Consider the following 17,078-nt stretch of genomic DNA (forward strand, 5'->3'; position numbering starts at 1 on the left):
CCCTGAGCTTTTCGGGACTAAGGTCTTGTTAAGCGCAGGAAGGGGCTGATGAATCGTGGATACGTCAAACAACGACCTTGGACGGCCAACGCCGGAGGAAGCACACGCCGCAGCGGAAGAAGCAGCAAGCCGGGGGCTTTCGGCTGTCCAACCGCCCGAGCCCTCGAGTGATCTGACCGTCGCCGAACGGCAAATCAATATCCTCCGGGACAAGCTTCGCCACATTGACCGCCAGTTGGCAGCCGCTACCCAGAACAACAGCAAGCTCGTGGGCATGCTGGAGACCGCGAAGGCCGAGATCCTCCGGTTGAAGGGCGCGCTGGAGCAGGAGGGCCAACCCCCCTACAGCTTCGGAACCGTGGTGCAGATCAATCCGCGGAAGCAACCGGCTGCCGGCAGTTCCAGCCAGGCCGCCACCGAAGAGTCCGTGGACATCTTCAATTCCGGCCGGAAAATGCGGGTGGGCGTCAGCCCACTGGTCAATGTGAACCAGCTCGCAGTGGGCCAGGAAGTCCTCCTGAACGAGGCATTGCTGGTGGTGGCCGGCCTCGGCTACGAACGCGCCGGCGAACTGGTGACGCTCAAGGAAATGCTCGGCAAGGACCGCGCACTGGTGGTGGGCCGGGCCGACGAGGAACGGGTGGTCCGGCTTTCGGGCGCACTGCAAAGTGTTCACTTGAAGGTCGGCGACGCCCTGTCATTGGATTCCCGCACCGGTTACGCCCTTGAGAAGGTGCCGCGGGCCGAAGTGGAGAACCTCGTCCTCGAAGAAGTCCCGGATATCACCTATCAGGACATCGGTGGCCTCGGCCCCCAGATCGAACAGATCCGCGACGCCGTGGAGTTGCCGTTCCTGCACCCGGACCTCTACCGTGAGCACGGGCTGAAAGCCCCCAAAGGCATTCTCCTCTACGGCCCTCCGGGTTGCGGCAAAACCCTCATCGCCAAAGCCGTGGCGAATTCACTGGCAGCGCGTGCGGCGGAACGTGCCGGCAACACCGACCTGAAGAGCTACTTCCTGAACATCAAGGGTCCGGAATTGCTGGACAAATACGTGGGCGAGACTGAGCGGCACATCAGGTTGATCTTCTCCCGCGCACGGGAAAAGGCGTCCGATGGCAGCCCGGTCGTTGTTTTCTTCGATGAAATGGACTCGCTGTTCCGGACCCGCGGCACCGGCGTTTCCTCGGATGTGGAGACCACCATTGTTCCGCAGCTGCTCAGTGAGATCGATGGCGTGGAACGCTTGGACAATGTGATTGTCATTGGTGCCTCCAACCGCGAGGACATGATCGATCCCGCCATCCTCAGGCCGGGCCGCCTTGACGTGAAGGTCAAGATACAGCGTCCCGACGCCGAGGCAGCGGCTGACATTTTCGCGAAGTACATCACCACCGACCTGCCCTTCCACGCGCAGGACCTGGCCGAATATGGCGGCGACGTCCAGGCCACCGTCGATGCCATGGTCCAGCGCACCGTGGAAGCCATGTATTCAACGGAGAAGTCCAACGAGTACCTTGAGGTGACCTACGCCAACGGCGACACCGAGATGCTGTACTTCAAGGACTTCAACTCCGGTGCAGTGGTGCAGAATGTGGTGGACCGCGCGAAGAAGTACGCCATCAAGGACCTCCTGACCAACAATCAAAAGGGACTCCGCATCGAGCACCTTCTGCGGGCCGTGGTGGACGAGTTCCGCGAGCACGAGGATATGCCCAACACCACCAACCCGGACGACTGGGCACGGATCTCGGGCAAGAAGGGCGAACGGATTACCTACATCCGCACCATCGTCCAGGGCAAAGCCGGCCAGGAACCGGGCAAGTCCATTGAAACCACTGCCAACACGGGCCAGTACCTGTGACAGCAAGACCCGAAGGTACGCCCGCTGAGAAGTTGCCCGCCGGCGGTGCCATGCGCGTCATGGGCTCCGAAACTGAATACGGCATCCATGCACCATCGGCTCCCGGGGCGAACGCCACCATGATGTCCGCAAGGATCATCCAGGCGTATGCCGCAGTCACCCGGCAACGGGCAGCCGGGGGAGCCGAAACGCGCTGGGACTACACCGACGAGGAACCGTTGCACGATGCCCGCGGCTGGACCGTGGACCGGGCAGCGGCGGACCCCAGCCAACTGACGGACCAGCCACCAGTGCTCGACGCCGAGGCAGTCGCGTTGGCCTATGGCCGCCAGGAGTTGGAACTTGACGGCGCGGATGAGTCCGGTTCCTTGCTGATGAACATGGTCCTGGGTAACGGTGCACGCCTTTATGTGGACCATGCGCACCCCGAGTATTCGAGCCCTGAGGTCACCAACCCCCGGGATGTTGTTGCGTGGGATGCGGCTGGGGACTTGGTTGCCTTGGCCACGGTCCGGAAGGTGGCGGCCGATGCCGGCCTGCCTCCCATCAACCTCTACAAAAACAACACGGACAACAAGTCAGTGTCCTATGGTTCGCATGAAAACTACCTCATGCCCCGTTCGGTTCCCTTCGGCGACATCATTCGCGGCCTGACACCGTTCTTTGTGTCCCGCCAGGTCATGTGTGGGGCCGGACGCGTTGGACTGGGGCAGGACAGTTCGACCCCCGGTTACCAGATCAGCCAACGTGCCGACTTCTTCGAGGCAGAGGTGGGGCTGGAAACAACCATCCGGCGCCCCATCATCAACACCCGGGATGAGCCGCACGCAACAGCTGACAAGTACCGCCGCCTTCACGTCATCATTGGCGACGCCAACCTCAGCCAGGCCTCGAACTACCTCAAATTCGGCACCACTGCCATGGTCCTGAGCCTTATCGAGGCCGGCCAGGCGCCCAGGATCGAGGTCCACGAACCCGTCCAGGCACTTCAGTCCGTCAGCCATGACACAACGCTGACGGCGACAGTGAGGTTGCTTGACGGCCGAAGGGTGACTGCCCTGGATATCCAGTGGATGTTCTACGAGGCGGCAGCAAAACTTTCCCAGGAAACGGGAGTGGCGGATTCCGTGACCGGAGACGGCCACACCCATGAAGTCTTGACGCGGTGGGAATCAACGTTGACAACGCTGGGCAGCGACCTCGATGCCGCCGCATCCTCTGTTGAATGGGTGGCCAAGAGGTCGCTCTTGGAAGGGTACCGGAAGCGCGACGGACTGTCCTGGGATGACGCCCGGCTGGGGCTGGTTGATCTTCAGTGGTCCGATATCAGGCCGGAAAAGGGTCTTTACTACAGGCTGCTGTCCAAGGACCGCATGCTGAGGATCGTCGACGACGCCGACATCGCCCGGGCGGTGACCGAACCGCCGTCGGACACCCGCGCATACTTCCGCGGCCGTTGTGTTTCGAAGTTCGGCAAGGACGTGGTTGGGGCAAGCTGGGACTCGGTTATTTTCGATGTCCCCGGGTTGGGCAAGCTGCAGCGGGTCCCCACCCGCGAACCCCTCCGGGGCACGGAGGCGTTGACCGGAGCGCTGTTTGAGCGCCATCAGGATGCAGGCGCCTTCCTGTCTGAGTTGATGGGCCGGAATGTACCCCCGGCGAAGAGCTGACGGCGCTCCGCCACGGGAAGATCCGGGCCTGGTCAAAGCCGTACGCAGCAGCCCGCAGCGTGGCAATATGGCAGTAGGAAGTCTCCGTCATCAGGAGACTGACAGTAGGGAGAAAGAAAATGGCAGCACAGGAGCAGCAACAACCACAGTCACGGGACACCGAAACTGAGGTGGATGTCCCTGAGGCCCCGCCCGCAGCACCTGCGGCACAGGCTTCGGACGCAACGCAGGGCGTGGATGACCTTCTCGACGAAATCGACGGCGTTCTCGAATCCAACGCTGAGGAATTCGTCAGGGCGTTTGTCCAAAAGGGTGGCCAGTAAGCGGACCCGCTACAGGATGTACTGCCCGGCAGGCGTGAGGCCGCCGGGCATCGGAACGCAGAGTCGAAGGAGTGCAGCAATGCAGGACCCATCAACCGGCCCCCTGGCCACCCAGGCAACATCTTCTTTCACGGAGCATCTCCAACGCTCGCGTCCCGAACTCCTCCCGTTCAATCAGTCCTTACCGGCCGGCACTGTCCCGTCCTCACCGCACGCCACCACGATCGTTGCCTTGACGTATCCGGGCGGCGTGCTGATGGCGGGGGACCGTCGCGCCACCATGGGCAATGTCATCGCCAGCAGGCACATCGAGAAAGTGTTCCCTGCGGATGAGTACTCCGTCTTGGGTATTGCCGGAACGGCTGGCCTGGCCATCGACATCACCCGTCTTTTCCAGGTTGAACTGGAGCATTACGAGAAGATCGAGGGCACTTTGCTCAGCCTCGTGGGCAAGGCGAACCGCCTTGGCGCCATGATCCGTGGAAACCTGCCAATGGCCATGCAGGGAATGGCGGTCATTCCCCTGTTTGCAGGGTTTGACCACGTCTCCGGCGTGGGCAGGCTGTTCTCCTACGACGTCACCGGTGGCCGCTATGAAGAGCAGGAACACCACTCGGTGGGTTCAGGTTCAGTGTTTGCCCGCGGAGCCCTGAAGAAATTGTGGAAGCCGAACCTCTCCGAGGAAGCCGCCGTTGCGGTGGCCGTTGAGGCCCTCTACGACGCCGCCGACGACGATTCCGCTACCGGCGGCCCCGATCCAGTCCGCCAGTTGTGGCCCGTGGTCTACACCGTCAACCGCGCCGGGACCCGCCGTGTTCCGGAACGGGATTTGGCGGCCATAGCGGGCGCCATCGTCGAATCCCGCGCCATCGCCGGACGGGAGGCCTGAGATGACCCAGCAGTTCTACGTCTCTCCTGAGCAACTCATGAAGGACCGTGCGGACTTCGCGCGGAAAGGAATCGCACGCGGCCGGTCAGTAGTGGTGATCAGTTGCGCCGACGGCATCGCGCTGATCGCAGAGAACCCCTCGCCGTCCTTGCATAAAATTGGTGAAATCTACGACAAAATCGCGTTCGCGGCTGTAGGCAAGTACAACGAGTTCGAAAGTCTCCGGCAGGCCGGCGTCCGCTACGCCGATGTCCGGGGCTATTCCTACGATCGCGAGGACGTCACCGCCCGCGGACTGGCCAGCGTGTATGCCCAGAGCCTCGGTGCCGTGTTCACGGCTGAACAGAAACCCTTCGAAGTGGAACTCGCCGTAGCCGAGGTCGGCTTGACGCAGGAGCAGGACCACCTCTACCGGCTGACGTTTGATGGCTCCATCGCCGACGAGAACGGCTTCGTGGTCATGGGTGGACTCGCCGAGCAAATTTCAGACGTCGTCAGCGGCGCCTGGGATCCTGAGCTCACCCTGTCCGGCGCCATGCGCTTGGCCCTGCGCGCCCTGTCCACGGACAAGGACGCCGATGCCCTGCCGGCCACCGCCGTCGAAGCTGCAGTGCTGTACCGCGCATCCGAAAGCCACCGCGGTTCCCGGAGGGCGTTCCGGAGGCTTTTGCCGGAGGACATGACCCGGTTGCTCACAGAGGAGGCTTGAGATGGACAAGAGAATATTTGGCATCGAAACGGAATTCGGGATCTCTTATTCCAGCCCGGATTCACGGCCCTTGGCTCCCGAAGAAGTAGCCCGCTACCTCTTCCGCAAGGTGGTCAGTTGGGGCCGTTCGTCCAATGTGTTCCTGACCAATGGCTCGCGGCTGTACCTGGATGTGGGTTCGCATCCGGAGTATGCCACGGCCGAGTGCGACGACCTCGCACAGCTGATTGCCCATGACAGGGCGGGCGAACTCATCCTGGACGACCTCGTGGATGAGGCCCAGGCAAGGCTGGCGGCAGAGGGCTTCAATGGCACTGTTTACCTCTTTAAGAACAACACCGACTCCGCGGGAAACTCCTACGGCAGCCACGAGAACTATCTGATCCCGCGCCGCGGCGAATTTTCCCGCCTTGCTGAAATCCTCATTCCCTTCCTGGTGACGCGCCAGCTGATCGCCGGTGCAGGCAAGGTCCTCAAAACACCCCATGGGGCCACCTTCGCGTTCTCCCAACGGGCGGACCACATTTGGGAGGGCGTGTCCTCAGCAACCACCAGGTCCCGCCCCATCATCAATACCCGCGACGAGCCCCATGCCGATGCCGAGTTCTACCGCCGCCTCCATGTGATCGTGGGGGACAGCAATATGTCCGAAACCACGGCACTGCTCAAAGTGGGAACAGTGGACCTGATCCTCCGCATGATCGAGTCGGGCGTCATCATGCGCGACATGCGCATGGAGAACCCCATCCGCAGCATCCGCGAAATCTCCCATGACCTGACAGGCCGCGCCCTGGTCAGGCTTGCCAACGGCAGGCAGCTCACCGCCCTCGATATCCAGCGCGAATACCTCACCAAAGTCACCGAATTTGTCGCCACCAACGGGGCGCACAATCCCCATGTACCGCTGATCCTGGACCTCTGGAAGCGCACGCTGGACGCCATCGAAAGCGGTGACACGTCCACCATTGATACCGAGGTGGACTGGGCCATCAAGAAGAAGTTGATGGACGGGTACATGCACCGGCACGACCTCAGCCTGGACTCTCCACGAATCGCCCAGCTTGACCTCACTTACCACGACATCTCGCGGCAACGCGGCATCTTCTTCCTGCTGCAGGCGCGGGGGGCAGCACGTCGGTTGGTCACGGAAACAGAGGTCAAGGATGCCGTGGACGCACCGCCGCAAACAACGCGGGCGAAACTGCGTGGAGACTTTGTCCGCCGGGCCCAGGAGCTTGGACGTGACTACACCGTGGATTGGGTCCACCTGAAGCTGAACGACCGCGCCCACCAGACAATCCTCTGCAAGGACCCGTTCCGGAGCGTCGACGAGCGGGTGGATGCGCTCCTGGACTCTATGAGCTGACTCCCAGCTTCACGGGCTATTCTGGATAGTGGTCTCTTCACGGGACCCAACCTGCTTGGAGGCGCAAAGCGCCCTTCCGAGTGTCCCTTGCCCCGACGAAAGTGTCTTTTTGTGCGCCGACTCCTAGCAATCCTCCTGCCCGCCCTTTTGCTCATCACCGCCTGTGGCGGCGAGAGCACGCCGGCGGCCGAGCCCACCAGCAAGTCCGTAGGCGACGTCTCCAAGCTCGACTCCGTCAAGGTAACGGACAACGGCAACGACAAAGCGCCGGGCATTGAATTCTCCAAGCCCCTCACTGTGGCTGAGCCCACGGTTGACGTCGTCAGCGAAGGCGATGGAGCCCGCGTGAAGGCGGGGCAGACGGCTGAACTGGCCTACGTCGCCGTGGACGGCAACGATGGCAAGACCCTCGAGGACGGCTACGCGAACGGCCCCCAGCCGATCGATCTGACGGATCAGATCAAGTCCAGCAATGAACTGATCTACAACGCCATTATCGGCGCCAAGGTCGGCAGCCACGTTGCCATCGCCGCCCCCGGCAATTCCTCGGGTGACACCCCTGCCGGCACACAGCTGGTGGTCTTCAAGATCGTCTCCGCCAAGGACGCCGCACCGGTCCTGGAGAAGCCCGAAGGTGAACCAGTGACTCCTCCGGCCGGCCTGCCCACCGTGAAGGAAGACGACAAGGGCATTCCGCAGATTTCCGTGGATGGCGTCGCCGCGCCCAAGGAACTCATCGCCCAGGACCTGATCAAGGGCTCCGGAGCTGCCGTCAAGGCCACTGACACCCTGACCGTCAACTACGTCGGTGTAAACCTCGTAGGCGGCACCAAGTTCGATTCGAGCTTCGACCGGGGAGAGCCCACCAGCTTCCCCCTCACCGGCGTCATCAAGGGCTGGACGCAGGGCCTTGAAGGCAAGACCGTCGGCTCGCGCGTGCTGCTGGTCATCCCGCAGGACCTGGCCTACGGTGAAACCGGCCAGGGCGAAGCCAAGGGCGACCTCGTATTCGTCGTCGACATCCTCGGCGTCAAGTAACCACCACCGAAACGTCGACAAGACTGCCGGGCACTGGCTTACGCTGGTTCCTGACACCAATCCGACCCCCACACCAAGGAGCAACCATGTCATTTGGTCAGCGTGACTTTGACCGCACCAAGCCTGAAATCGACTTCCCTGAAGGCGATGTCCCCACCGACCTCGTGATCACGGACCTCATTGAGGGCACCGGTCCCGAAGCCAAAGCCGGCGACACCGTCTCCACCCACTACGTTGGCGTCGCCTGGTCCACCGGCGAAGAATTCGACGCTTCCTGGGGCCGCGGCGCTCCGCTGGACTTCCGCGTTGGCGTCGGCCAGGTCATCCAGGGCTGGGACCAGGGCCTGCTGGGCATGAAGGTCGGCGGTCGCCGCCGCCTGGAGATTCCTTCGGAGCTCGCCTACGGTTCCCGTGGCGCCGGTGGAGCCATCAAGCCCAACGAAGCACTGATCTTCGTTGTAGACCTCGTGGCCGTCCGCTAGGACACCTCTCAGGGCAAGGCGCGTTGCTTTCCGGTTTTACCGGTTGGTGACGCGCCTTGCTGCTTTCCCGCCGGACTTTAGTAACGTAGCAACCGTGTCCGCATCCCGCACTGAACGACTCTTGAACCTTCTCCTGGCTTTGCTCAATACCCGGGTGGGCCTGCCACGCTCCGTCCTGCGCGAGAAGGTCTACCACGATTCCGCAGAGAATGACGTTGCCTTCGGGCGCATGTTCGAGCGCGACAAAGTAGATTTGAAACAGTTTGGCTTTGAGATCGAGACACTCACGGATCCACGCCACTTCGGTGTCGATGACCCTGCGTCAACGCGCTATCGCATCGGCAAGGACTCCAACAGGCTGCCCGATGTGAGCCTCACGCCCGCGGAATGCACCGTGTTGCTTCTCGCTGCGCAGCTGTGGGAACGGGCAGCGCTTGGGTCCGCGGCAGCCAACGCCGTCCGCAAGCTGCAAGCCGCAGGAGGTTTCACGGATGTGGACCTCCCCGCCGGGGTCCAGCCCCGGATCAAACCCGCAGGACAAGCCTTCGACGACGTCGTGGCAGCCATGCATGGCAACCATCCGGTCCGCTTCGGCTACCTCGCCGTCACTACCGGGCGTGAAGAAGTCCGGGAGGTTGAGCCTTGGGGACTCGGCAGCCGCTTTGGGCAGTGGTACCTCGTGGGCTTCGACCGGGGGAGGGGAGCAAAGAGGCTCTTCCGGCTTTCACGGATGACTACCGCGGTGGCCCTGGTGCCGGGGAGCAGCTTCGAGCCGCCGGCTGGTTTCAATGCCAGGGCCGAGCTGGATGCCCTCCATGAATTGCCCGTGCAGCGGGCCACGCTCTCCGTCGACAAGGACCGCCTGCTCGCCTTGCGCAAAAGGGCCGTCGAAACATCCCCCGTGGATTCCACCCGGGACCGCGTCATGGTGGAGTTCCGGGATCCCGAGGTTCTCGCCGAAGAGCTGGCCTCGTACGGTCCGCACGTAAAGGTGGACGGCCCCGCTGAACTGCGTGCCGCCGTCGTGCGCCGCCTCCAAGGTGCCCTGGACTTCGATGCTGGACCGCCCGTACCGGTGGTGTTCCCGGAGGCCGCGCGGGCCCAGCGTGCCCGTAAGCGCACCTCCGAGGACCAACTCGCCAGAATGCTGCAGCTGGTCCCGTTCCTGGTCCATCACCAGGGTCTCCACATCCAGGAAGTGGCAGACCACTTCGGCATCACCCGCAAGGCGCTGATAGACGATCTGAAGATCCTCATCTGTTCGGGACTCCCTGAGGGATATCCGGATGACCTCCTGGACATCCAGTGGGAGAACGACCATGTGTACATCTCCGAGCACCTGGACCTGAACCGCCCGGTACGCTTCAGCGAAGATGAAGCCGCTGCCTTGCTGACCGGCCTGGCCATGCTGGGAGACCTTCCGGCGTTGGCGGGCGTCTCCGAAGACGAGCCAGGGAGTGCCTTGGAATCCGTCACCATCAAACTGACTGGCGCTGCAGGGCAGGCGGGACGCTTGGCTGGCGCAGTAGCCGGCCAATCCGTTGAGCCCGAGCAATCACAGGCGTTCGCCGTCATTACCCAGGCGATCAGGGACGGCCGCCAACTGCACTTGAAGTATCTTTCCCGGCAGCGGGACGAGCTGACCGAAAGGGACGTTGACCCCCTGCGGCTCTATTCGCTGGATAATACGTGGTACTTCGAGGCGTATTGCCACAGCAAGGCAGGCATCAGGAACTTCCGCTTGGACAGGGTGGAAATCGTCGAACCGAACGGACGCCCTGCCTCAGGGACGGCCACTGCAGAGCAGGACTTTCCTGCCCGCTTGTTTACGCCCAGCGACGACGACGTCCTGGTGGTGCTGCACCTGACCAGGCAGGGTTTGGGGCTGGCGGATGACTACTACGCGGAGCGCACTGCGCAACTGCCCGACGGCGGCCTCCTTGCCGAGGTGCGGTTCGGCACAGCGGAGTGGCTGCCCATGTTCGTTTCCCAACACGGCGGCTCCGTCCGAATCCTGGAACCCGTGGCCCTGCGCGATCAAACCAGGACATGGCTTAACGTGGCCCTGGAGCAGTACGACTCTCCGTCCGACCGCGCGGCTGGCTAGACTACTCAGATGCCTTGGTGGTTCTGGATCCTGTTGTGGATCGCGCTCATAGCCCTGTCGTTGCTGCTTCACCTGACGCTGGGGTATCGCTTGTTCAGAAAATTCATGTCAACTGTTCATGAACTGGGCGACGCGGGTAAACGTTTCAGCAACCTTCCACCTGTCGTCGAAACCTCCGACGTTGAAACCTCGGAAAACCGCCCCGGGCCCGGGTCCGCAATTTTTGCCTCACCGGATCAGATGCGTCATGATTACCTGACGGCCAAAGCCTTCCGCCAGGAAGTTCGTCGCCAAAGGCGCGTCAAGCGCAAAGCAGAGCGGGGTCAGCCCCAATCCCTGCACGACATTGAATTCAGATAGACGTAGGATGTATCCAAAAGGAAAGGACCTCCCACATGAGGCTCGAAGGCTGGCATCTCATCATCATCATCGTCCTGGCTCTGGTGCTCTTCGCAGCGCCGAAGCTGCCGTCCATGGCGCGCAGCATTGGGCAGTCGATGCGCATTTTCAAGTCTGAAGTCCGCGAAATGAAGAAGGACGGTTCTTCCGAAGCGAAGGACTCCCAGGACGCTTCCGACGCCGTTGAAGGCAAGGTAGTAGGCCACCCGGACGCCAAGGTCAAGAACACCGGCGAGACTGACGTTCCGCCCTCCAACCGCGTCTAGAGAGAAGTGGTGGAAACGAAGGGGCGCAAGGCCAACCCCGAAGCCCGGATGGCGCTCCTTGACCACCTCAAGGAGCTGAAGAACCGGCTCTTCAAGGCTGCAATCGGCATCATCCTTGGCACCGTGGTGGGCTTCATCGTCTACCAACCGCTTCTGGAGGCCCTGATCAAACCGATCAAGGACCTTAACGAGAAGGAGGGGCGCGCCGCCACCCTGAACTTTGACGGAGTGGCCAGCTCTTTTGACCTCATGGTGCAGGTCTCGGTGTTCCTCGGCGTGCTCCTTGCCTGCCCGGTGTGGATCTACCAGCTCTGGGCCTTCATTGTGCCTGGGCTGCACAAGAAGGAACGGCGCTTGGCGTTGGCCTTCGTGGCCGCGGCCGTACCCCTCTTCGTCGGCGGGGTACTCCTTGCCTGGCTGGTGCTCCCCAATGCCGTCAGGGTGTTGACGGATTTCACCCCGTCGGGTGCCTCCAACTTCATCACCGCCCAGGTTTACCTGGCGTTTGTCCTGAGGCTCCTGCTGGCGTTCGGCATCGCCTTCCTGGTTCCCGTGGTGCTCGTTGGGCTGAACCTTGCCGGGATCGTCAAAGGCAAGCAACTCATCAAGAGTTGGCGCATTACCATCTTCCTGGTCTGCTTGTTCGCTGCGATGGCCGCTCCCGGCGCTGACGCCATGAGCATGTTCTATCTCGCAGCACCCATGCTGCTCCTGTTCTTTGCGGCCATTGGAGTCTGCGTCCTTAACGACCGTCGCCGTGAACGCCGTGCCATCAAGCGGGCAGCTGAGACTGAAGCCACGGCGGACATCGCCACCCGGGCATCGGATCTGGAGAATCTCTAGACCGTGGGCCACTAGGCTTGATGCATGTCCTCCATCTCCGGGTCTCCATCACCATCAGAGAGCTACCAGGCTGCAGCGCAGCGGGCCTCTGAGTCCAAAACCTATCTGGGCGCCTTCGCCCGTTCCTTGGATTTTGACCTGGATGACTTTCAACGCGAGGCATGCAGGTCCCTCCAGGAGGGCCGTGGCGTCCTGGTGGCAGCACCCACGGGGGCAGGCAAGACGATCGTGGGGGAGTTCGCGATCTACCTTGCTCTGGAACGAGGCCTCAAGGCTTTCTACACCACCCCCATCAAGGCGCTGAGCAACCAGAAGTTCTCGGAGCTGGCATCAAAATACGGCGCTGCGAACGTAGGCCTGCTGACAGGCGATACCACCATCAATGGCGACGCCCCTGTGGTGGTCATGACCACCGAAGTCCTGCGGAACATGCTGTATGCAGACTCCGAGACCCTGGGCGACCTGGGGTTTGTGGTAATGGACGAAGTCCATTACCTGGCTGATCGCTTCCGGGGTGCAGTCTGGGAAGAAGTCATCATCCATTTGCCCAGCGAGGTCCAGGTGGCTTCGCTCAGTGCCACCGTTTCCAACGCTGAAGAGTTTGGCGCCTGGCTGGATACTGTCCGGGGTGATACAGACGTCATCGTCTCCGAACACCGGCCGGTACCGCTGTGGCAGCACGTCATGGTGGGCCGCGAAATAGTCGATCTCTTCGCCGGCGACACCACCTTCGATGAAATTGCACCCCAGGCCACCGGGGCGCCGGAGACTGAGGTGCCCGATATTTCCGAGGCCGCCGAGGTAGCCAGCGAACCCGCCCCCACGGACCGGCGAAACGTCCATGCCAAGCGTTCCTCCGCCGCCAAAGTCCAGCAGGCCGTCACTGGACCTGAGTTTGAGGTCAATCCGGATCTGCTGGCCATGGCCCGTTCCGAGAGCCGCATGAACATGAGCGGCCGTTTTGGCCACGGGGGACGCAGCCGCCGCCGTCAGGACCGTCACCGCGATGAACGCCAGCAGTCAGAGCAACGCAGCCCGGTTCGCAAGGCAAGCCGGCCCCAGGTCATTGAGAGCCTCAGGCGCCAGGATCTGCTGCCTGCGATCACGTTTATTTTCTCCAGGGCCGGCTGTGACGCAGCCGTCGCACAGTGTGCAGCCTCCGGGCTATGGCTGACAACGGAGCGTGAACAACAAATCATCGCCCAGCGCGTGGACGAAGCCAGTCACGAAATTCCTGCAGACGATCTCGACGTCCTCGGTTTCTGGGGCTGGCGCGACGGACTCCTCAGGGGCTTTGCCGCCCACCACGCGGGTATGCTGCCCACCTTCAAGGAAGTGGTGGAAAAACTCTTTGCCGATGGCTTGGTCAAGGCCGTCTTCGCCACCGAAACGCTGGCCCTGGGCGTCAACATGCCGGCCCGCTGCGTGGTGCTGGAGAAACTGGAAAAGTTCAACGGTGAAGCCCATGTCAATATCACAGCGGGGGAGTACACCCAGCTGACGGGCCGGGCAGGACGCCGGGGCATCGACGTCGAAGGCCATGCGGTGGTGCTCTGGCAGCCGGGGACCGACCCCGCAGCCGTGGCAGGCTTGGCCTCACGGCGGACGTACCCCCTGAACTCCAGCTTCCGGCCCACCTACAACATGAGCATCAACTTGATTGCCCAGTTTGGCCGTGTTCGCGCCCGCGAAATCCTGGAGTCCTCTTTTGCCCAGTTCCAGGCAGACCGCTCCGTGGTGGGTATCGCCCGGCAGGTGCGGGGGCGCGAAGAGTCTCTGGCTGGCTACGCCAAATCCATGCAGTGCCATCTGGGTGACTTTACCGAGTACGCAAAACTCCGGCGGGAGCTGAGCGACGCAGAGAATTTCGCGGCCCGCGACCATCAGCGCGCCCGCAAGTCCCACGTTGCCGATTCCCTGGCCCGGCTGATCCCCGGCGATGTCATCAGTATCTTCAGCGGCAGGCTGGCCGGCCATGCGGTTGTTCTCGAAGTGGATCCGAATGCCCGTGAGCCCCGGCCATCGGTGCTGACCTCGGATAACCAGCTTCGCCGGATCGGCGTGCACGATCTCGACGGACCGGTCTCGCCCGTGACGCGGATCCGCATACCCAAATCGTTCAATGCCAAGGTGCCCAAGGCCCGCCGCGACCTCGCCTCCTCCATGCGCCACGCCATCAGTGAAGATGCACCGCACAGCCGCCGCAACAGCAGGCACGAGGACTTCGGCCTGGGGGCCCGCCTGCCCGACCAGGAAAAGAAGATCGCCGATCTGAGGCGTGCACTGCGCGCCCACCCCTGCCACGGCTGCAGCGAACGCGAAGACCACGCCCGCTGGTCGGAGCGCTGGTGGAAGTTGCGGAAGGAAACCGACGGACTGGTCCGCCAGATCCAGAGCCGCACCAACACCATCGCCAAAACCTTCGACCGCGTGTGTGATCTGCTCTCCGCGTATGGCTACCTGGAGACGAACGACGCCGGCCACGTCAGCATCAGTTTCGACGGGCAGCGGCTTCGCCGGATCTATGGCGAGAAGGATCTGCTCATTTCACAGTCGGTCCGACGCGGGGCATTGAACGATCTCGATGCCGCCGAGTTGGCGTCCTTGGCCAGCACGCTGGTCTACCAAGCCAAACGCGAAGACCGCGGCCTGCGGCCCAAGATGCCCAGTGTTTCGCTGGAGACCGCCGTGGATATTGTCGTCCGCGAATGGTCCCAGCTGGAGGATACCGAGGAACATTACAGGCTCCCTTTGACGGGCGAGCCGGAACTTGGACTGATGTGGCCCATGTATAAGTGGGCCAAGGGCCGCCACCTGCAGGATGTCCTGAGCGGAACCGACCTCGCCGCCGGCGACTTTGTCCGTTGGGCCAAGCAGGTAGTGGACCTCCTTGACCAATTGGCCAAGATCCCCCAACTCGACCCCAGAGTGGCAAGGATCTGCCGTGAGGCCATTGAGCTGGTTCGTCGCGGCGTTGTTGCCTACTCCACTGTGGCCTAGCGCCACCCTTCACTGATTGACCGTTTCCAACGCTCAAGGAGCACAACGCATGAACCAGCCAGGCGTGCCAGCCGGCCACAACCGTACCGCTGAGGGCCGCAAGGTCACCATGTACCGCAACGGATCCATTTATACGGCCGCTGATCCCTTTGCCACGGCCATGGTGGTGGACGGCGATACCGTCGCCTGGGTGGGCTCCGAGCAAGCCGCCACGTCCATCGCTGACTCATCCATGGAGATCATCGATCTCCGCGGCGCCCTCCTTGCGCCCGGCTTTGTGGACTCGCATGCGCACCTCACAGAAACGGGCCTTGCCCTTTCCGGCGTGGACCTCGCCACCGTGCGCTCAGCCAAGGAACTGCTCGACGCCGTTGCCACTGCCGGCGGCGACGGCACCATTATCGGGCACGGATGGGATGAGACAGCGTGGAACGACTCCTCGCTGCCCACCATCGAAGAACTTGACCGGGCAGGGACTGGACGGCAGGTCTACCTCTCCCGCATTGATGTCCACTCCGCCTTGGTTTCTTCATCGTTGGCCGCAGCTGCCGGCCTGAAAGGCGTGGACGGGTTCTCCGGCGGCCCACGGGTTGTACGTGCAGCGCATACCGCTGCGCGCCTCACAGCCCGGCAGTTTCCCGAAGCGGTGCGGCGGGGACTCCAGGAACGTGCCCTCAAGGAAGCGGCGTCCCAAGGCTATGTAGCAGTGGCTGAAATGTCGGCACCCCACATCTGCGGCCCGGACGACTTGCGACTGGCAGCGTCGTGGAACGACCTCGGTGGCAGCCCTGAAGTGCTCCCGTACTGGGGCGAGCTGGCCTCGTCTGTGGAGCACGCCGAGAACATTCTGGGCGGCCTGGGGACCAAGGTCCTGGGTCTCGCCGGAGACCTTAACGTAGACGGTTCGCTTGGTTCCCGAACAGCTGCCCTCCTGGATGACTATTCCGATGCGCCTGGGCACCGCGGCAGCCTGTACCTCTCCGTGGATGATGCAGCCCGGCACCTTGCTGCAACCTCCCAGCTTGGCGTCCAAGCGGGCTTCCACGTCATTGGCGACGCTGGCCTCGCCACCGTTCTGGAAGCCTTGGACGTTGCCGCAGCTGAGGTAGGGGAGCAGCGGATCCGGGCCGCGGGCCACCGGCTGGAGCACGTTGAACTGGCCGATCAGTCCGCCATCGACAAGCTGGCCAAGTACTCCATCACCGTCAGCGTGCAACCTGGCTTCGACGCCGCGTGGGGCGCTCCAGGCGGGTTGTACGAGCAGCGCCTGGGAGGTCGAAGCAAGGCCATGAACCCCTTCGCGTCCTTCTACGCGAGTGGTGTCCCTATCGCCTTTGGCAGCGACAGCCCTGTCACGCCTCTTCGTCCGTGGACCAGCGTGCGCGCGTGCTTGGAACACAGCAACCCGGAACAACGGATATCCGCCAGGGCCGCTTTCCTGGGCCATACACGCGCCGGCTGGCGCGCCGCGAAGTACCGCAACCCCCTGATGGGCCAGCTGGTGCCCGGTGCACCTGCCAGTTTCGCGGTGTGGGAAGTGGAGGAGCTGATGGTCCAGGTGGCAGACAGCCGCGTCCAATCATGGAGCACGGACCCGCGGGCGCGGACACCGCTGTTGCCCGCACTGGATACCGGCAGCGACCCCCGGTGCCTGCAGACCGTCCGTGAAGGACAAGAGCTGTTCGCCCACGGGTCGCTCCGGGTTTAGGGGAATCAATTTCCAGCCGCCAGTAGCCTGCTGAACTGGGCCGATGCCAGGATCCGCAGGTCACCGGGCGGTTGACAGCGTGGGGTGAATCCGTAGCATTGAGGCTCAACGGATGATCAGCCCGCGGGCGAAAGCCACGGTTTGATGGTTCGGTCGCGGCCGGAGCACGTTCATGGTGGCGGCAAACAGGTGGGCAGGTCCGCAGCGACCCAGAAAACAGTTCGTCCGGGACTCAGTTGCCCGGCGCCACTGGACCTGGGCTTGTGGACCTGCCCGCGGCATGCCGCCTCCGGCACCTCCGCCTGTGTCCCACGCCACTACCGCCCAGGGAGCGCGCTGCGGCGTCCTATAATGGAGAGTTGCGCCAGAATGCCAGCCGCCACGGCTGGTCCGGCACACTGACCGCTCCATCAA

14 protein-coding genes are annotated in these 17,078 nt (G+C 62.8%); all 14 read left to right on the plus strand.

Annotated elements, in window-relative coordinates; translation table 11 throughout:
• Positions 1–55: 55 nt before the first annotated feature.
• Complete coding sequence (gene arc / locus AYX22_RS11360) at positions 56–1,864, plus strand: proteasome ATPase (protein WP_207593580.1); 1,809 nt, start codon at positions 56–58, stop codon at positions 1,862–1,864.
• 50 nt (positions 1,865–1,914) lie between these two features.
• Complete coding sequence (dop, locus tag AYX22_RS11365) at positions 1,915–3,534, plus strand: depupylase/deamidase Dop (RefSeq protein WP_207597559.1); 1,620 nt, start codon at positions 1,915–1,917, stop codon at positions 3,532–3,534.
• A 119-nt stretch (positions 3,535–3,653) separates the two neighbouring features.
• Positions 3,654–3,857: a ubiquitin-like protein Pup gene (locus AYX22_RS11370; protein WP_026540702.1), complete on the plus strand. Its 204-nt coding sequence runs from the start codon at positions 3,654–3,656 to the stop codon at positions 3,855–3,857.
• A gap of 79 nt (positions 3,858–3,936) precedes the next feature.
• Positions 3,937–4,746, plus strand: a complete 810-nt coding sequence (prcB, locus tag AYX22_RS11375; protein WP_207593581.1) for a proteasome subunit beta — start codon at positions 3,937–3,939, stop codon at positions 4,744–4,746.
• A gap of 1 nt (position 4,747) precedes the next feature.
• Complete coding sequence (prcA, locus tag AYX22_RS11380) at positions 4,748–5,455, plus strand: proteasome subunit alpha (RefSeq protein WP_207593582.1); 708 nt, start codon at positions 4,748–4,750, stop codon at positions 5,453–5,455.
• Between the two features lies 1 nt (position 5,456).
• On the plus strand, positions 5,457–6,821 hold the full coding sequence (gene pafA, locus AYX22_RS11385; RefSeq protein WP_207593583.1) for a Pup--protein ligase: 1,365 nt from the start codon (positions 5,457–5,459) through the stop codon (positions 6,819–6,821).
• Positions 6,822–6,932: 111 nt separating this feature from the next.
• Positions 6,933–7,859: an FKBP-type peptidyl-prolyl cis-trans isomerase gene (locus tag AYX22_RS11390; protein ID WP_207593584.1), complete on the plus strand. Its 927-nt coding sequence runs from the start codon at positions 6,933–6,935 to the stop codon at positions 7,857–7,859.
• A gap of 86 nt (positions 7,860–7,945) precedes the next feature.
• A complete protein-coding gene (locus AYX22_RS11395; RefSeq protein ID WP_017200957.1) occupies positions 7,946–8,341 on the plus strand; it encodes an FKBP-type peptidyl-prolyl cis-trans isomerase in 396 nt (131 codons plus the stop codon).
• 94 nt (positions 8,342–8,435) lie between these two features.
• Positions 8,436–10,448, plus strand: a complete 2,013-nt coding sequence (locus tag AYX22_RS11400) for a WYL domain-containing protein (RefSeq protein WP_207593585.1) — start codon at positions 8,436–8,438, stop codon at positions 10,446–10,448.
• Positions 10,449–10,457: 9 nt separating this feature from the next.
• Entirely contained in the window at positions 10,458–10,808 is a 351-nt protein-coding gene (locus AYX22_RS11405) for a hypothetical protein (protein WP_207593586.1), read from the plus strand.
• A 35-nt stretch (positions 10,809–10,843) separates the two neighbouring features.
• The gene (gene tatA / locus AYX22_RS11410; protein ID WP_207593587.1) at positions 10,844–11,113 is read left to right on the plus strand and encodes a Sec-independent protein translocase subunit TatA; all 270 of its coding nucleotides are present in this window, start codon (positions 10,844–10,846) and stop codon (positions 11,111–11,113) included.
• Positions 11,114–11,119: 6 nt separating this feature from the next.
• Complete coding sequence (gene tatC / locus AYX22_RS11415) at positions 11,120–11,956, plus strand: twin-arginine translocase subunit TatC (protein WP_207593588.1); 837 nt, start codon at positions 11,120–11,122, stop codon at positions 11,954–11,956.
• Positions 11,957–11,980: 24 nt separating this feature from the next.
• The gene (locus AYX22_RS11420) at positions 11,981–14,956 is read left to right on the plus strand and encodes a DEAD/DEAH box helicase (protein ID WP_207593589.1); all 2,976 of its coding nucleotides are present in this window, start codon (positions 11,981–11,983) and stop codon (positions 14,954–14,956) included.
• A 49-nt stretch (positions 14,957–15,005) separates the two neighbouring features.
• A complete protein-coding gene (locus tag AYX22_RS11425) occupies positions 15,006–16,664 on the plus strand; it encodes an amidohydrolase family protein (protein ID WP_207593590.1) in 1,659 nt (552 codons plus the stop codon).
• Positions 16,665–17,078 lie beyond the last annotated feature (414 nt).

The organism is Arthrobacter sp. D5-1 (assembly GCF_017357425.1).
GTDB lineage: Bacteria > Actinomycetota > Actinomycetes > Actinomycetales > Micrococcaceae > Arthrobacter.

Bases quoted from the DNA above. Each gene is read 5' to 3' on its own strand.
- AYX22_RS11395 (WP_017200957.1), top strand. From the start codon at position 7,946: ATGTCATTTGGTCAGCGTGACTTTGACCGCACCAAGCCTGAAATCGAC.
- AYX22_RS11370 (WP_026540702.1), top strand. From the start codon at position 3,654: ATGGCAGCACAGGAGCAGCAACAACCACAGTCACGGGACACCGAAACT.
- pafA (WP_207593583.1), top strand. From the start codon at position 5,457: ATGGACAAGAGAATATTTGGCATCGAAACGGAATTCGGGATCTCTTAT.
- prcA (WP_207593582.1), top strand. From the start codon at position 4,748: ATGACCCAGCAGTTCTACGTCTCTCCTGAGCAACTCATGAAGGACCGT.
- AYX22_RS11425 (WP_207593590.1), top strand. From the start codon at position 15,006: ATGAACCAGCCAGGCGTGCCAGCCGGCCACAACCGTACCGCTGAGGGC.
- dop (WP_207597559.1), top strand. From the start codon at position 1,915: ATGCGCGTCATGGGCTCCGAAACTGAATACGGCATCCATGCACCATCG.
- prcB (WP_207593581.1), top strand. From the start codon at position 3,937: ATGCAGGACCCATCAACCGGCCCCCTGGCCACCCAGGCAACATCTTCT.
- AYX22_RS11405 (WP_207593586.1), top strand. From the start codon at position 10,458: ATGCCTTGGTGGTTCTGGATCCTGTTGTGGATCGCGCTCATAGCCCTG.
- AYX22_RS11420 (WP_207593589.1), top strand. From the start codon at position 11,981: ATGTCCTCCATCTCCGGGTCTCCATCACCATCAGAGAGCTACCAGGCT.
- tatA (WP_207593587.1), top strand. From the start codon at position 10,844: ATGAGGCTCGAAGGCTGGCATCTCATCATCATCATCGTCCTGGCTCTG.